This is a genomic window from Pirellulales bacterium, from assembly GCA_019694435.1.
Lineage (GTDB): Bacteria > Planctomycetota > Planctomycetia > Pirellulales > JAEUIK01 > JAIBBZ01.
The window spans coordinates 260444-275344 of record JAIBBZ010000003.1 but is presented as its reverse complement, the minus strand read 5'-3'; the positions used below and the strand labels follow the sequence as shown (position 1 = coordinate 275344).

Sequence of the window (14901 nt, the reverse complement as noted above, 5' to 3'; positions counted from 1 at the left end):
GCCGGTCCACCAGCTCGGCGATCGAGCTTGTTTGCGCGGCCACGTTGCGCAATAATCGCGCGGACGCAGGAAAGCGTCGTGATGGATGGCGGTCGCGCCGTCGGCGCCCCCTCCCACGAGCCACCCTCTGCGAACTCGCGAGCGTCGCATGGCCACTGCTGACACGACGTCGAACGTCCGCCGCGAGGGGACGCGCCGCGAGGTCTGGGCATGGAGCATGTACGACTGGTCGAGCAGCGCGTTTTCGACGCTGCTCATCACGATCGTCATGCTCTACACGACGCGCGTCGTCTGGTGCGCCGATAGCCCCGCCGCGGTCGATACGGCCGCCTGGCTCAATGGGCGCCTGGGGGGCGAGATCTCGCCGACCGACCTGGGCGAGACGGCCTATGCCTGGGTGATCGGCGGTTCGATGCTGTTGGCGGCGTTCTTGTCCCCCTTGGTCGGGGCCGTGGCCGATGCCCGAGCGGCCAAGCGGCGATGGTTGATCTGGACGGCCATGTTGGGGGCCGCGGCCATCGCGCTGCCCGGCCTGCTGCCGCACAGTTTTGCCTGGACCTTTACGATCCTGTTTTTCCTCTCCAGCTTGATGTTCGAGCTGTCGCTGGGACCCTACAACGGTTTCCTGCCCGAAATCACGACCGACGAGACGATCAACCGCGTGTCGGCACAGGGGTTCGGGCTGGGCTACATCGGTGGTGCCTTGGCGCTGGTGCTGGCCCTGGGCGTAATGCTCGACCGCAGCGTGCTGCCGCTGCCCAAGGCCGACGTGCTGCGCGAGGACTACAACGCCTCGGCCGACGCGACCTTTGAGGTCGCTTTGCCGCCCGATACGTACGACGTCCACGTTGTGCTGGGTGATGCGGCCCGCAGCCGCGATCAGATGCAAATCACGCTCGAAGACCAGGCCTTTGGCCCGCTGGACAGCACGGCCGACAAGTTTGCCGAAGTCGACTATTCGATCGGCGTGCGCGACGGGCGTTTGAACGTCGGGCTCAAAGATCTCGGCGGCAGCGATCCGCTGGCGACCATCAACGCGCTGGAGATTCGCTCGCAAACGCGCGGCAGCGAAGGGGCCCGTGCGGTCGAGCTGCTGTTCGATTTCGGCACCTACGGCTCGCCGGCCATGGGCGGCTACATCTGGGCCAGCCGGGTCGATGCGTTTCGCGCCTGGGATTTGAAGGCCGACGGACGCATGACGCCTTCCAAGGAAGGCCTGGCCTCGCATCCCAATCAGGTCAGCTTCGGTTGGACCGCCGGCGAGGTGAGCGGCGACGACGCCGTGGTGCCGCCGAGGCTGCGCGTGGGACTGTTCATTCTCGGTGCGTGGTGGGCCTTGTTCAGCATTCCAACGCTGCTGTTTCTCCGCGACGCGGGCGTGCCCGGGCAGCGCGTCGGGTTTCTCTCGGCCGCGCGGGGCGCGGTGAGCAAGGTCGGCCAGACCCTGCGCAGCGTGATGGTCTATCGCACGCTGGCCATCTTCCTGATCGGCTTTCTCTTCTACAACGACGGCATGGTCACCGTCATCAACCAGGCGTCGGCATTTGCCACGAGCGAATTGGGCTTCGGCCTGTTCGACCTGATTCTGCTGGTGCTGATGGTGCAGGTGTTGGCGCTGCCGGGGGCGCTGGTCGTTGGCTGGTTGAGCGACAAGATCGGCCAAAAACGCGCGCTGATCGGCACGCTGTTGATCTGGGTCGGCCTGCTCGTCGCGGCGTGGTTCGTCACGACCAAGCTGCACTTCTGGATCATGGCAGCCGTGCTCTCGGCCGTGATGGGCGGCACACAAAGCGTGGCGCGGGCCATGATGGGCGTGATGACCCCGCCCCAGCACACGGCCGAGTTCTTCGGTTTCTTCAACCTCTCGGGCAAGGCCACGAGTTGGATGGGCAACCTGGTCTACGGCGGCATCGTGCTGGCGACGCACAGCGCGCGGCTGGCCATTTTGAGCCTGCTGGTCTTCTTCTTCATCGGCCTGAGCCTGTCGCTGTTCGTCAACGTCGAGCGCGGCAAGCGCGAAGCGGCCGCAGCGGGATAGGCGCCGCAAGTGGCATAGCCTCCCGTCGGCGAGCGCGCGCGGCATCGAAAACCGACCCGCGGGCCCCCGGCTTTACCGGCTCCCTTCCCGGGCAATTGCAATCGCTTGAGCGAACCCTGGCAGACAGGTCAAATAAGTGCCAGGTGCAGCCTGTCGATGCGAAGCCAGCCGCGCTATGCGCGGCAGCGAGTGGATTCTGGATCTTTCTGCGCCCTGACACCTTTTCTGTCCTCTATGCCCAGGTCGCCGCGGAGTCCTACGACGACGGCCCGCCGGTGCAGGTCCGCACGCTGCCCGGCGGTGTCATGGCTGTGGGCTGGTCGGACCTGCCGGCAATCCTGACGCACCCTTACGATGGGTCCACCCTGGGTAGTTCGTGGCGTGGGTCAAGAAGAACACGGCCATAGATTTTTTTGGCCTTTGCGCGGCTCAACGTCCTAGCAGGCCCCGCCCAAACCGTGAGCTTCGTCGAGTCCGCGCAGCGTGCGAACGACCTCGCCGGTTCTTGTGTCCCAAGTGGCAAGTGAGTTCCTATACTTTGCGCACACCCGAGTGGCTAATGCGCTGCGACAAGGAGATGTAGCCGGCGCCTGCTGCAGATGCGTAGCGGCTCCGATTGAACCTGCGGCACGCCATTCGCGTAGTGCTTGGGAGCACCGACGTTTTTTGCGACTGCGCCCACCAAAATATGTCGATTTGCTGATGGGTTACGACTCCTTCGCCAGCTAATCAACGCTTCTCTTCCGGTCCCATCGAGTGTCGGTCGGTCGCTGTGCCAGGGCAGCGACCAGCAACGAGCTTGACGATCTTGCATCCGAGGACGAGACTGACCGTCAGTCTTCGATCCCCATCTGGGATTTACATGTCGTTCACCGGAGCTGTGTACAATATGACCAGACTCGGGACTGTTTCACTTTCGCCTGCGGTGACCTTGCTTTACCCCTGCCCTACAACCGGCAAAACCGATTCGCAGCTCAACGAGGCACGCGAAATCGCCGAAGCAATACTGTCCCTCCAGGCCAGCGACATGGACCGCCTGCTGGTGGACCTTCAACAACGCTGCCGCACGCTGCTTACGTCGTTGGATTCGCATTCCACCCTGCAGCGCCCCGACGGCGTGGGAGCACAACCCATGACGGAAATCCTGGCCACCATCTACAGTCCCCGTTGGCAACTCGTGTTGGACCCGAGTGTCCACCAGGGCAGTCCGATCCGCATCCGCGACTTGGAAGCCGCCTCGGAAGACCCCGAAATTATTGCCTGCTTGAAACAGGACTTGGCGGAAGGCGAACCGGTCCGGAATCTGGCCGGTGAGATCATCCCCACGGCACAGCAGGCCACGGAGAAGGCCGTCACGGCCATCTTGAAGAACATCGCAATTGCGGGTGGACCCCAGGTGTATGTGGTCCCGCGAGCGCGGCGGAAGGCGAAATAGGCCCTGGCCGTGGCCTTTTTACCTTGCCAGGTACTGCGCCGCTTCCCAGACCCAACGCGCAGCGGTAGTCGAATCGCGCAGCACCCCGATGTACTCGCCTTGTCGAATCATCAGGGTCTGTAGCTTGCCGGCGACTTCGTCCGGGTCGCGCTCCACAAGCTCCCAAACGAAGATCATGCCGAGTGCTTCCGCATGATCCGCATATGATGCTGTGCCATCCAAAACGTTTCGGTCGAGCTCCTGCCGAAGGGCCTGGTTTCGTTTGGCCCACGCCAACAGGAGTGTCCCAAACGCCTTGGCATGGTTTGGCCCCCGCTGGGCCCACATGGTTCGCGGGAGAGCCTCTGTCTTGTGGTAACCCAGCGAGTTGCTGCTGCCTGAAATCTCCGGCCGACCCGGGTCGCAGTGGAGCAACACGGTCGTTACGGTGGCGTACAGCAGCCCGCGAACTTCCGCAAACCGGTAGCCAAGATCTGCACCCGTCAGACTCAGCAAGCCAGCCGTATTCTTCAACACCAGATCGGGGCCGTTATCGCCGACATACCGGATCGACGCCCCCGGCTGGAGCAACGGCTTCCAGACGTCCTTGACGTTTTCTTTCCAGAACGAGTCACCGTCTGAAACTTCGCTCCTCTCGCGCTCGGCCAAGAGGGCCTTCCAGATCGCCTCGCGCAATTGACGGCCACGTTGGAGGGCCGCATTGCGTTCGCTGTCCGTTTCGACAGCCGGAAGCGGAACCATTTGCGCCGACAGTGCGAATTTGTAGCCGGCACTGGTACTGACGGATGACATGTGCGGAGCTCCTGAGCTGAATCCCTCGCGACAACTCCGGCCTGGCCCCATTTCCTCATTGCGCAGCGCTCCAGGGCGCTCTAACTCAGTTGATGAGCGGCCGGACCTGTGGACAGGGACCTATCGCGCAACGAATTGCCGCGACAGGCGTTCCGGGTTTCCGGCAGGCGGGCCCAACCCTTGGATCGGCGTCCCCGAATGGGGCTATAGGGGGATCACAAGCGGTAGGGGAATCTTCTTTATTATACCTGCGGCGTCGCCGAGAGAATTTCAGGCATCGCAAATTGTCCCGATAACGCCAACAGACGTGTCCGAAACTACGGTACCGATAGTTGTTGCGCCCCAGCGCACTAAGCGGGACAAACTGGGCCACGAAATGGACCCGGGTTGCGCGGAGTCGCTGTCCAAATCGCTCCAGAGTGCAGGTGTCCGTCAATGGACACTTGGGACGAGGCAATCGGGGGACGTTCAAGCAAGCGGCTGCCTCGCCATTAGGCTGATCGTGCAGCCTCGCTGCTGGCGATTGAAGAACCGACACACGCCGCCTGCGTTCAGCAATTGCCCGATGTGTTCCGCGTGCCGGTGGTCAGATCGTCGTACGGGGGCCACAGAGAAAAAGTTGCCAGAAACCAAATGGCGACTTTTTCGATCGGACGTAGGGGTGGAGGGTTGATTCGGGGCCTGGCGGCCGCCGCGGTGCGGTAGGTTGGGTTCGCTGCTCTCCACACCCGCGTGCGATCCACGCTGCGACGCAATGCCGGCGACGTTAGGAAGCGGGCCCTTGACGAGTCTCACAAACTCGCCTGGGCGTTTGTTGCCTCACTCGATTCGATCGGGCTGGCGAGGCGCGGCTGTCGTGTGGGCGCGAGAGGAGCAGTCACTGGACGTTGCCGCGGATGCTGCTGCGTGACGACGTCGTAAGACGGCAAACATCAGCGTGCCCACGGCCCCGGCACCCAACAGATACTTGACGCCATAGGTGACGGCGCTGGCGATCTGCTCCGTGGTCTTTTGTAGCATCAAGCGACGGTCTTGCGCCACGGCTTCGTAATCGGAGTAGCCGCGGCATCCGTACCATTGGGTCGACAGGCCGCCGATCAGGCAACTGATCACGAGCATGAGGCGAAACGAACGCGCCAGGGCCGTGCCGCGTTCGGTGCCGAACAGAGAACGAGCAAACTGCCCCGCTTGTTCGCCGATCGAGAAGTAGAGGACCGCGGCAACGACACACGTGCCGAGCAAGGCGAACAAATAGAATCCCAGAAACGTCGGCATTAGCGTTCGCCTTCGAGCGTTCCCTGCGTCGGCGCGACCGCTCGGCGGCCCGCGTACAGGACCATGTAGGCGAGCAGGAGCGGCAAGAAAATGGCCAACATGGCCCAGAGCAAGTTGTCGAGGGTCTGCTTGACCTGGTCGGCAAAACTCCACGTCAGCACGGCCAGGTCACTATTCGCCGAAGCGTCGGGATGGTAGGCGATGCCCGACGACACCGACGCGGCGACGAAGACGATGATCGTCAACCGCTTCCAAAACCGTTCCACCTCGGGCTGGGCAAATATCGCGCGGAGAAAATGCGCGAGCGACGGGGCGAGCAGCCAGAACACGAACAGCGGCGCCGCGAACGCGATCGCCAGTCCAGCGAGGTAGAGCTGAATCTCGACCGACAAGCCGGAGGGCATGCCCTTGTTCCCCTCATTACTCGGTCCGTTCGCCCAGCAATTGTAGCCGAGGTGAAACCAGCCCGCGAATGGCTGCGGTCCGGCGGAACAGGTACGCTGCAAGCAACGGGGCCGCGCGCGACGTGCCGTGGGCCGATGGTTCAACCGCACGAAGAGGCTTCGCTCGGTCCATGCTTGGCGCAACGCTCGAATTGCCCGCGGGTCTCGATCGCCGGAACCAGGAAATCGCCCGACTCGATCTGGGGGTCATTGCCCGCATGGCCGAGCGGCTGTTCGGGGCCTGGGAACAAGACCGCTGTGTTTGCATCTGCGGCAACGGCGGCTCGGCTGCGACGGCCGCGCAGATGAGCCTGGTTTGTAACATCTGTTTGCCTTCTTTCGTGGGCAATGTCCTTGTGGATCGATGCGCAGTAGTTGCACGAACGGTCGCGATGGTCCTGGCTGTCCTCGCGATCCTCTTATTGCCGAGCTGCGGCTTTGCCGTGGAGCCGGCGTCCCAGGATGCTGGGCTCCAGGAAATGCTGGCGGACGTCTGCCGCAAGCATAAGGTTCCTTCGCTCACCATCGCGGTCGTTCGCTCTGCAGGCACGGTCACAATGCAATGCAGCGGTGTTCGCAAGCGTAGGACGGACGAGAGCGTCGAGCTGTCGGATCGCCACCCGCTCGGCTCGTGCACGAAGTCCATGACGGCCACTCTGGCGGCAGTGCTTGTCGAGGCTGGCAAGATCGGCTGGGACACGACGATCGGCCAGGTGTGGTCGCGCGCCGGAGAGAAGCATCTTCATGCTGCTCTCCGCGACGTAACGCTCGATGAATTGCTGTCGCACCAAAGCGGTCTGGCTTCCGACCTGAAAGACTTCCAGACCATCAAGGCAGACGAGTGGCTTTCGTTCTTTGAGGAGCAGGCCAGCCCACAGCTTGAACGTCGCAGAATGCTGGGATTGATTCTCGCGATCAAGCCGCAACACCCTCGCGGCAGTTACCACTACTCCAACCTCGGCTACGTTGTCGCGGCTGCGATGTTGGAAACCAAAGGCGGCGACAGCTTTGAGAACCTGATGCGCCGACACGTGTTCCAGCCGCTTACAATGGACACGGCCGATTTTCGTACGCTGGCTCTTGCGAAGGAATTGAAACCACCGTTGCTGTGGGGGCATGTTGCTGATGGAAGTCCGATCGATCCCCGGATCGCGGGCGCAGAGAACCCATCGGTATACGCTGCCTGCGGAACGGTTCATCTTTCGATTGCCGATTACGCGCGCTATGCCCAATGGCATTTGAAGCACGAGCCTGCCCCGCTGTTGTCCCAACAAGAGAACGTTGAGCACCTGCACGTCGGGAAAGTCGACGCTCCGGCGGAGCGTGGAAAGTACGGTTGCGGGTGGATTGTGCTCGACAGTGCGCTGGGGCGCGCGCTGTTTCATGGCGGCAGTAACACGAATTCGCAGGCCTTGATCTGGCTGCTCCCGGAAAGGGATTTCGCGGCCGTCGCCTGCACCAACACCGGCGAGAGTTCCGGCCTCTCGGCGTGCGGCGAGGCAATCCAGGAATTGATGAAACGCTACGCTCAAGCCCCCTCCAAGGATTAGGAAGATAGGGTGCTCGGGGGGTGATGCGAGGCTCCGTGTTTCCACGGCCCGCAGGGTCCGATTCGTTTCAACCAGCGGGCAGCTACGGACAATGCCGTGGCGCGCGACGGATGATTAAGTCGCAACTTGCCAGTCCATGCAGGTGCCACGTGGCCCAGCTTTGCAGACTTCCGCGCGGCCACGCCTGGGCTGCGCCGAAGCCATACTCCGCGCCGGGTGGCACGCCGATGGCCGGAATCCGGCCGGGCTTGTACACTGACGGCAAGGGGCCCGCGCGCGATGTGCCGTGGGCCCGGTGACTCGTCCGCACGAGGAGGCTTCGCTCGGTCCATGCTTGGCGCAAAGCTCGAATTGCCCGCGTATCTCGATCGTCTGAACCAGGAAATCGCCCGGGTCGATCAGGGGGCCATCGCTCGCATGGCCGACCGGCTGTACGAGGCCTGGGAACAAGACCGCTTCGTCTACATCTTCGGCAACGGCGGCTCGGGCACGACGGCCACGCACATGAGCGAGGACCTGGGCAAGAGCTCGCTGCGCGAATGCGATCTGAAAGACGAATCGAAGAAGCGGCTCAAGGTGATGAGCCTGACCGACAACCTGGGCTGGATCCTGGCCGTCGGCAACGACGTCGGTTACGACCAGATATTCGTGCAGCAGTTGATGAACTACGGTCGCGCCGGCGACCTGGTCATCGCTATCAGCGGTTCGGGCAATAGCCCCAACGTGCTGGCCGCGGTCGATTGGGCCAACCGCCACGGGCTGAAGACATTCGGGTTGACCGGCTTCGGTGGCGGCAAGCTCAAGCAGATGCAGCACGACGGGCTCCACGTCGAGTTGGACGACATGGGGATGGTCGAGAGCATCCACCTGTGCATTTTCCACTGGGTGCTCAACGACGTCTTTGCCCGCATCAATCACGAAGGTCGGCACGCCAAGAACGGCCACGCGGCCGTCGCTCGCTGACGTTTTGCGGCCACGAGTGCGGAACCGGGCATGTTTCTGGGCATTGAGATCGGCGGCACGAAGCTGCAGCTCGGAATCGGCTCGGGCCGGTCGGCAGAATTGCTCGCGCTTGAGCGCCGCGACGTCTCGCCCGCCGCCGGTGCCACAGGCATCTTGCGCGAAATCGCCGCCGCCGCAGAGCCGCTGCTGGCGCGGTATCCGGTTCGCGGGATTGGCATCGGCTTTGGTGGACCGGTCGACGCACGCTCTGGGCGCGTGATTACGAGCCATCACATCGAAGGCTGGGACGAGTTTCCGCTGGTCGAGTGGTGCGGCAAGACGTTCGGGTTGCCCGCATGGATCGGGAATGATGCCGACCTGGCGGGCCTGGCCGAAGCGTCGCTCGGCGCGGGGCAGGGGGCGAATCCCGTGTTCTATGTGACGATCGGCACCGGCATCGGCGGCGGGCTAATCGTCGACCGCCGCGTGTTCCAGGGACACGGCCGAGCGGCGGCCGAAATCGGTCATCTGCGTCCCGGATTGCTCGCGGATCGGCCCGAGGAAACGGTCGAGTCGATGGCCAGCGGGCTGGGAATTGCCGCCGCTGCGCGCGAGCGCATGGTGCCCGAGGCCACCCGGCTGCTCAGCCCGCATCTCGGCGGCGGCCGGTTAGGCCCGGAGCACATGCGACAGCGGTTGATCGAAACCGAGGCCGCGGCCGAGGAACACGCGGCCGACTTGTGGGAACGCTGCGACGGGCGGCTCGAACAGCTCACCGCGCGGCACGTGGTGGCTGCGGCGGCCGAGGGCAACGAACTGGCCCTCGAGGTTCTCCAGCGGGCCTGGCAGGCGTTGGGCTGGGCGATTGCCCAGGTCATCACGCTTGTTTCGCCCGAAAAGATCGTGATCGGCGGAGGAGTGTCGTTGGCCGGCGAAACGCTGTTGTTCGAACCGCTTCGCGCGCAGGTGGCGCGGTATGTCTTTCCGCCGTTGGCCGACAGCTACGAGATCTGCCCGGCCGCCCTGGGCGAGGAAATGGTGGTCTTCGGCGCGCTGGCGCTGGCGGCACACTCGGCCGTCGAGCCCGACTCTACCGGCTGACGCGCAACGGCGGCGCGTCAGACCAGTCGCTGGTTCCAGCGCTGGCGCACTTCAGGCAGCGGGTATTCGATGATCGGCGGTCGCTGGCGGGCCAGCTCGGCCAACCGCACCCAGCCGCGGGTGACCAGTTCCTCGCGTTGTCGCACGAACTCCGGATCGAGGGTGCGCTTGTCGAGCGGGCCGTCGATCGTGACAGGCGCGAACTTGTCGTGCACGATAAACTGCGCGAGCGTCGGGTTGCAGCGAATGTGTCGCTCGGCCGACGTGTGCAGGGTCTCGGGATCGACGAGGCCGATCACGTAGCGAAGATACAAATCGCTCTCGGTGATCCGACCGACGTCTTCGCCGCAGACATCACAGAGATAGCCGGTCTCGCACTTGGCCATGATTGCGCGCGTCGAGTCAACCGGCGGTCAGGCCGAGGACGTCGTTCATTGTGTACTGTCCGGGTGGACGACCGACCAGCCATTTGGCGGCCGCCAGCGCGCCGTGGGCATAGCAGTCGCGGCTCGTCGCCTTGACGGTCACTTCCAGCGTCTCGCCGAGCAGGCCAAACACGATCGTGTGTTCGCCGGGGTTGTCGCCGATTCGCACGGCGTGATAGCCGATCTCGTTGCGGGGCCGTGCTCCCGGGCGGCCTTCGCGTCCGTGCTGGCTGTGCGATTGTCCCATCTCGGCGGCCACGAGCTGCCCGAACCGCAGCGCAGTGCCGCTGGGTGAGTCTTCCTTGAAGCGGTGATGCCTTTCGATGATTTCGACGTCGACGCCGGCGGGGTTGCCGCGCAGCGCGCGCGCCGCGGTCGAGGTGAGCAGCATCGCGACGTTGACCGCCAGGCTGGTGTTGGGCGACCAGAGCAGCGGAATTTCGCGCGCCGTCAGCTTGAGCTGCTCGACCGTTGCCGGCTCGAGCCCTGTGGTCGCCAGCACCAACGGCCAGCGATGCCGGCGGGCCAGTTCGAGCGCGCGCTCGGCGCCCTCGGGCGTGGAAAAGTCGATCATCACGTCGGCCTCGGCCGTGGTTGCGGCGCTGAGCGGGAGCTGCAGGTTGCCGGCGCCGGCCAACGTGCCGGCGTCCGTGCCGAGCTTCGGATGCGCCGCATGTTCCAAGGCGGCGACGATCCGCAGGCCGGGGTCGGCGGCCCCCAGCGCCACCAGCCGGAGTCCCATCCGTCCACCGGCTCCATGAATGACTACGCGCGAAGGATTGGCAACGTTCAAAGCAAACTCTCCTGACAACGAACAATGGCAGCGACCGGAGGGAGCAAAGCGCGAGCGAATTGCCCGCGCGCGATCCGTATGCGCGGTCAGCTGTAGAGCTTGATGGCCTTGATGATTTCGTCGAGGTCGTTCGATACGGCCACGGCGCGATTGGCGAAAGCTGCCCGTTTGACGCCTCGGCTGCCGAGCACTTCGTTGAACTTGGCCTGGTCGGTCGTATGGTAGGCGACGGTCGCGGTGGGGTCCTTGAGCTGATGGCCGGTCAGGATGCAAACGACGCGCTCGTTCGCGCCGATCACGCCCTCTTGGCGCAGCGCCCGGGCCCCCGCCACGCTCGCCGCGCTGGCCGGCTCGCAGCCCAGCCCGCCGGCGCCGACCTGGGCCTTGGCGTCCATGATTTCTTGATCGGTCGCCATCCGGACCACGCCGTCGCAGACTTCGAGCGCGCGCAGGGCCTTGTTGAGGTTGACGGGCCGATTGATTTCGATGGCGCTGGCGATCGTGTCGGCGCGGCGCTTCTGCCGGTCGAGTTCGTCGTAGTAGTTGCAGGCGATCGACATGTCGGGCGCGCCGCCGTTCCAGCGCAGCTTGCGCGCCTCGTACAGCTCGTAGAGCGTGTTGGCCCCGGCCGCGTTGATGATCGCCAGCCGCGGAATGCGATCGATGAGTCCCAGTTCTTTGAGCTCGGCGAACGCTTTGCCGAACGCGCTCGAGTTGCCGAGATTTCCGCCGGGCACGACGATCCAATCGGGCACTTCCCAGCGCAGCGCCTCGAGCACCCGGTACATGATCGTCTTCTGTCCCTCGAGCCGGAACGGGTTGACGCTGTTGACCAGGTAGATGCCCAGCTCGCGCGAGACTTCTTGCACGCGGTTCATGGCGTCGTCGAAATCGCCGGCGATCTGAACGGTCAGGGCGCCGTAGTCGAGCGCCTGCGAGAGCTTGCCGTAAGCGATCTTGCCCGTGCCCACGAAGATCAAGGCCCGCAGCAGCCGGGTCACCGAGCAATACAAGGCAAGCGACGCGCTAGTGTTGCCGGTCGAGGCACAGGCAGCGCGATTTGCGCCGATTAACCGCGCGTGGGTAAACGCGGCGGACATGCCGTTGTCTTTGAAGCTGCCCGAGGGGTTCATGCCCTCGTACTGCAAGAACAGGTTGCCGGCGGAGACGCCGACATATTCGGCCACGCGGTCGGCCGCGTGCAACAAAGTCTGCCCTTCGCCGATCGTGACGACGCAATCGCGCGGCGCGAACGGCAGCAGGTCGTGAAATCGCCAGACGCCGCTGAACGCCAATGGGTCGTGGCGGTGCGACCACTTGTCCTCGAATTGGCGCAGCGCGCGCGGCGGCCCGACGCGGTCCCAATCGTAGGCCACGTCGAGCAGGTTGCCGCAACTCGCGCAGGCCGTGCGGACTTCCTCGACGCCATAGGTGGCACCGCAGCCCGGGGCAATGCACCGCTGAAACGCGTAGTCGGTCTTGGTCGCGACGGAAATGGTGCTTGCTCCCCGCACAAGGCGGCTTGCCGATTGCATTTGGACGCTTGGGAACAGTCTACGTTTCGCCCGGCGAAGGCTTCAAGGGAAAGCCCGATTCGCCGCCCGGCGGCGCAGCATGCAGGGCGGCACCGGCACAATTCGCCAGGAACTTGCGCGACAAATCGAGAAGCTGCGCTTGCAGTAAATTGACACCCGTTTCGGCGGCACCTAAAATCACAAGTCTCTGCACATCGTGGACGGAGCGTGCAGCGAAGAGCCTTACCGGAGAAGCACTTATGAAGAAGGCCGAGAGCAAGGTTTACAAGGAACGACTGTTGGCGCTGCGGGCGCGGCTGCGTGGCGACGTCAATCAGTTGGCCGATGCAGCGCTGAAAAAGAATCGCGGCGAAGGCAGCGGTGACTTGTCGACCATGCCGATTCATATGGCCGATCTGGGGAGCGACAACTTCGAGCAGGAGTTCACGCTGAGCCTGATGGAATCCGAAGGGGTCACGCTCGAGCAGATCGAGCAGGCTCTCGAGCGGATCGAAGACGGCGTTTACGGCGAGTGCGACGAGTGCGGGGTGAAGATCCCCAAGGCTCGGCTCGAGGCCATCCCGTACACGTCGCTGTGCGTGAAATGCGCGTCGAAAGCCGAGCGGCAGTAGCGTAGCCGCCCGTTGCTTTCGCGGGGGGGCTTGAGCAGCTCACGGCTCAACGGCCACAGTTCGAGCGCCGTTGCAGCCAGGGGTGGCGCCGCTGTTTAATGACCCGTGGCCGCGCGAGCTGCCTGTGCCCAGGGAGGGTCTTCTGCCATGCCAGCGGTGCCGCGAAATCGATGGTTCGTGTTCCTGTTCCTGGCCGTCGGCGGCTTGACGCTCGATTTGGCCACGAAGCACTGGATCTTTCAGCGGTTGGGGATGCCCGGCACACACCACCCCATCCCCATTGTGGGCGACATTCTGAAGCTGGAAACAAACCTCAACGAAGGCGCCCTATGGGGAATGGGCCAAGGTCGCGCCGCGTTGTTCAGTTGTCTGTCGATGGTGGCCGTCGCCGGCATTGTTGGCTGGCTGTTCTGGGCCGGTAACGCGCGCGATTGGCTGCCGACGATCGCCTTGGGAGGAGTTTGCGGCGGGGTGCTAGGAAACCTCTATGACCGGCTCGGTTTCCCAGGGCTGATGTGGCATTTTCCCCCGCGGCGCGTGGGCGAACCCGTTTATGCAGTACGCGATTGGATTCACTTCGAAGTGCCGCAGTGGTTCGATTTTCCAGTGTTCAATATTGCCGACAGCCTATTGGTAGGTGGCGCGTGTCTGTTGATGCTGTTTGCTTTCCGTAGCGAACGCGTGCCGCAGTCGGCGATTGGCCCCGCAACTGCGGCACATTGACGCCCGCCGTAGAGGGGGCGTTTGGGTGTGCAATCGCGCGCAGAGTGCTTCGCGCGCTCTTCAATGTTGCGTGTCAGGCACTCCCAGCGTGCGCAATTTGCCCACGCTTAAAACTTTAAATGCTGCAGTGGCCAAGGCAGCTTGCCGGTGTATAACCTAGGCCTGGGAAGCAATTCGGGGCGAGCTGGCAAACCTCACACACTTCACACACCATTCGCTCGTTCGCGACTGGTCACGTTGTGTTGGTCTATTCGCAGTTGGTAGCAGGATCCTGGATGTGCATGCCGATAACCATGTTGACTTGCCGGCTCACAGATGTTTGGGACAGATCTGGCGTACTTAAAGCTGGTGGCGCTGACCAGTCTCGATGCGCGGGCTGGTCCTCGAGTGCACGTGAACAGAGGGGGCATCGATGAAACTGTCTCGCACAGTCGCCTACGCAATCCAGGCGACCCTGCAGCTAGCCCAGGACAAGACGGGTTCGCCGGTCCCGTGCAGCCGCATGGCAGCGCAGGGGCAGATGCCCGAGCGATTTCTGCTGCAAATTCTCCGCAATCTCGTCACGCACGGCATCCTGCAGTCGTCGCGCGGCGTCGAAGGGGGCTACACGCTGGAGCGCAAGCCCACGGAAATCTCTTTGTTGGATTTGATCGAGGCGGTTGACGGACCTATCGCCAGCGGGATGCCCCTGGGCGATCAACTTCCACCCGGAAGCCGCGATTTGCTCGAAAGCACGCTCCGGGCAATTTCCGACCAGGCGCGTGCAGGATTGGCTGCCGTCAAGTTGTCTGACCTGCTTCCCGACCAGGGCGACTCGCCGGTCGTCGACGTGCCCTCGGCGATCAACTCTCAGCAGACGAACGCCACCTCGTAACGAGGTGGCTGCTTGCGTCTGGCAGCGCCCGCACCGAGGCGCCTCTTTCGACTTCTGGCGGTCGCGCCGCTTCGTGCGAACGCGCTGTGCCGTGCGCTGACCGAGTGTGCGATTGTGCACTGGATCTCTGTGCGATTCGGGCCGCTTCCCGAATACGGCACAATTCAACTAAGTCTTTCGGGGTATACCAATGCGGGGGCTGAACGCCGTTTCTTGCAGCCGATCGGGGGGGTGTGGCGGCCATTGCGGACATTTCTTGGCAATTCGTTGCAATCCACGCGGCCAACTCGGTGATGGCATGCCACTTGCCAATTTGATGGGTGGTTAGCAAGAGCAACCGGCTATCGTCGAGGCAGGGGGAGGG

At 63.6% G+C, this 14901-nt stretch carries 14 protein-coding genes; 8 read left to right on the top strand and 6 right to left on the bottom strand.

The window, feature by feature from the left end; all coding sequences use genetic code 11:
• The first annotated feature begins 148 nt into the window (after positions 1 to 148).
• Positions 149 to 2038 carry an MFS transporter gene (locus K1X74_04860; GenBank protein ID MBX7165658.1) on the top strand — a complete coding sequence of 630 codons (1890 nt, stop codon included), beginning with the start codon at positions 149 to 151 and terminating at the stop codon, positions 2036 to 2038.
• Positions 2039 to 2900: 862 nt separating this feature from the next.
• Positions 2901 to 3473 (top strand): hypothetical protein, encoded by a 573-nt coding sequence (locus K1X74_04855; GenBank protein ID MBX7165657.1) that lies wholly within the window; start codon positions 2901 to 2903, stop codon positions 3471 to 3473.
• Positions 3474 to 3491: 18 nt separating this feature from the next.
• Here K1X74_04855 and K1X74_04850 read toward each other — a convergent pair whose 3' ends face one another.
• The 3 genes from K1X74_04850 to K1X74_04840 form a co-directional block, all read right to left on the bottom strand.
• Positions 3492 to 4265 (bottom strand): hypothetical protein, encoded by a 774-nt coding sequence (locus K1X74_04850; protein MBX7165656.1) that lies wholly within the window; start codon positions 4263 to 4265, stop codon positions 3492 to 3494.
• Between the two features lie 819 nt (positions 4266 to 5084).
• Positions 5085 to 5540, bottom strand: a complete 456-nt coding sequence (locus K1X74_04845) for a hypothetical protein (GenBank protein MBX7165655.1) — start codon at positions 5538 to 5540, stop codon at positions 5085 to 5087.
• Positions 5540 to 5944, bottom strand: a complete 405-nt coding sequence (locus K1X74_04840; protein MBX7165654.1) for a hypothetical protein — start codon at positions 5942 to 5944, stop codon at positions 5540 to 5542. Before K1X74_04840 ends, K1X74_04845 begins: the two co-directional genes overlap by 1 nt.
• Positions 5945 to 6114: 170 nt before the next feature.
• Here K1X74_04840 and K1X74_04835 point away from each other — a divergent pair, with 170 nt between their 5' ends.
• The 3 genes from K1X74_04835 to K1X74_04825 all read left to right on the top strand — a co-directional run bounded on the left by K1X74_04835 (position 6115) and on the right by K1X74_04825 (position 9576).
• On the top strand, positions 6115 to 7533 hold the full coding sequence (locus tag K1X74_04835) for a serine hydrolase (protein ID MBX7165653.1): 1419 nt from the start codon (positions 6115 to 6117) through the stop codon (positions 7531 to 7533).
• 330 nt (positions 7534 to 7863) lie between these two features.
• Positions 7864 to 8496, top strand: a complete 633-nt coding sequence (locus K1X74_04830) for an SIS domain-containing protein (protein MBX7165652.1) — start codon at positions 7864 to 7866, stop codon at positions 8494 to 8496.
• 30 nt (positions 8497 to 8526) lie between these two features.
• Positions 8527 to 9576 (top strand): ROK family protein, encoded by a 1050-nt coding sequence (locus K1X74_04825; GenBank protein ID MBX7165651.1) that lies wholly within the window; start codon positions 8527 to 8529, stop codon positions 9574 to 9576.
• A gap of 17 nt (positions 9577 to 9593) precedes the next feature.
• On the opposite strand, the gene K1X74_04820 is transcribed toward K1X74_04825, so the two are convergent.
• From K1X74_04820 to thrC, 3 genes are all read right to left on the bottom strand, one after another.
• Positions 9594 to 9962: a hypothetical protein gene (locus tag K1X74_04820; protein MBX7165650.1), complete on the bottom strand. Its 369-nt coding sequence runs from the start codon at positions 9960 to 9962 to the stop codon at positions 9594 to 9596.
• A 16-nt stretch (positions 9963 to 9978) separates the two neighbouring features.
• Positions 9979 to 10743, bottom strand: a complete 765-nt coding sequence (gene dapB / locus K1X74_04815) for a 4-hydroxy-tetrahydrodipicolinate reductase (protein ID MBX7165649.1) — start codon at positions 10741 to 10743, stop codon at positions 9979 to 9981.
• A gap of 137 nt (positions 10744 to 10880) precedes the next feature.
• A complete protein-coding gene (gene thrC / locus K1X74_04810; protein ID MBX7165648.1) occupies positions 10881 to 12329 on the bottom strand; it encodes a threonine synthase in 1449 nt (482 codons plus the stop codon).
• A 239-nt stretch (positions 12330 to 12568) separates the two neighbouring features.
• Here thrC and K1X74_04805 point away from each other — a divergent pair, with 239 nt between their 5' ends.
• From K1X74_04805 to K1X74_04795, 3 genes are all read left to right on the top strand, one after another.
• Complete coding sequence (locus K1X74_04805; protein ID MBX7165647.1) at positions 12569 to 12940, top strand: TraR/DksA family transcriptional regulator; 372 nt, start codon at positions 12569 to 12571, stop codon at positions 12938 to 12940.
• 147 nt (positions 12941 to 13087) lie between these two features.
• Complete coding sequence (locus K1X74_04800) at positions 13088 to 13663, top strand: signal peptidase II (protein ID MBX7165646.1); 576 nt, start codon at positions 13088 to 13090, stop codon at positions 13661 to 13663.
• A 412-nt stretch (positions 13664 to 14075) separates the two neighbouring features.
• Positions 14076 to 14537 (top strand): Rrf2 family transcriptional regulator, encoded by a 462-nt coding sequence (locus K1X74_04795; GenBank protein ID MBX7165645.1) that lies wholly within the window; start codon positions 14076 to 14078, stop codon positions 14535 to 14537.
• Positions 14538 to 14901 lie beyond the last annotated feature (364 nt).

What these genes read in the sequence shown, in the direction of transcription:
- K1X74_04860 (MBX7165658.1), top strand. Translation starts at nt 149, where the DNA reads ATGGCCACTGCTGACACGACGTCGAACGTCCGCCGCGAGGGGACGCGC.
- K1X74_04855 (MBX7165657.1), top strand. Translation starts at nt 2,901, where the DNA reads ATGTCGTTCACCGGAGCTGTGTACAATATGACCAGACTCGGGACTGTT.
- K1X74_04850 (MBX7165656.1), bottom strand. Translation starts at nt 4,265, where the DNA reads ATGTCATCCGTCAGTACCAGTGCCGGCTACAAATTCGCACTGTCGGCG.
- K1X74_04845 (MBX7165655.1), bottom strand. Translation starts at nt 5,540, where the DNA reads ATGCCGACGTTTCTGGGATTCTATTTGTTCGCCTTGCTCGGCACGTGT.
- K1X74_04840 (MBX7165654.1), bottom strand. Translation starts at nt 5,944, where the DNA reads ATGCCCTCCGGCTTGTCGGTCGAGATTCAGCTCTACCTCGCTGGACTG.
- K1X74_04835 (MBX7165653.1), top strand. Translation starts at nt 6,115, where the DNA reads ATGCTTGGCGCAACGCTCGAATTGCCCGCGGGTCTCGATCGCCGGAAC.
- K1X74_04830 (MBX7165652.1), top strand. Translation starts at nt 7,864, where the DNA reads ATGCTTGGCGCAAAGCTCGAATTGCCCGCGTATCTCGATCGTCTGAAC.
- K1X74_04825 (MBX7165651.1), top strand. Translation starts at nt 8,527, where the DNA reads ATGTTTCTGGGCATTGAGATCGGCGGCACGAAGCTGCAGCTCGGAATC.
- K1X74_04820 (MBX7165650.1), bottom strand. Translation starts at nt 9,962, where the DNA reads ATGGCCAAGTGCGAGACCGGCTATCTCTGTGATGTCTGCGGCGAAGAC.
- dapB (MBX7165649.1), bottom strand. Translation starts at nt 10,743, where the DNA reads ATGGGACTCCGGCTGGTGGCGCTGGGGGCCGCCGACCCCGGCCTGCGG.
- thrC (MBX7165648.1), bottom strand. Translation starts at nt 12,329, where the DNA reads ATGCAATCGGCAAGCCGCCTTGTGCGGGGAGCAAGCACCATTTCCGTC.
- K1X74_04805 (MBX7165647.1), top strand. Translation starts at nt 12,569, where the DNA reads ATGAAGAAGGCCGAGAGCAAGGTTTACAAGGAACGACTGTTGGCGCTG.
- K1X74_04800 (MBX7165646.1), top strand. Translation starts at nt 13,088, where the DNA reads ATGCCAGCGGTGCCGCGAAATCGATGGTTCGTGTTCCTGTTCCTGGCC.
- K1X74_04795 (MBX7165645.1), top strand. Translation starts at nt 14,076, where the DNA reads ATGAAACTGTCTCGCACAGTCGCCTACGCAATCCAGGCGACCCTGCAG.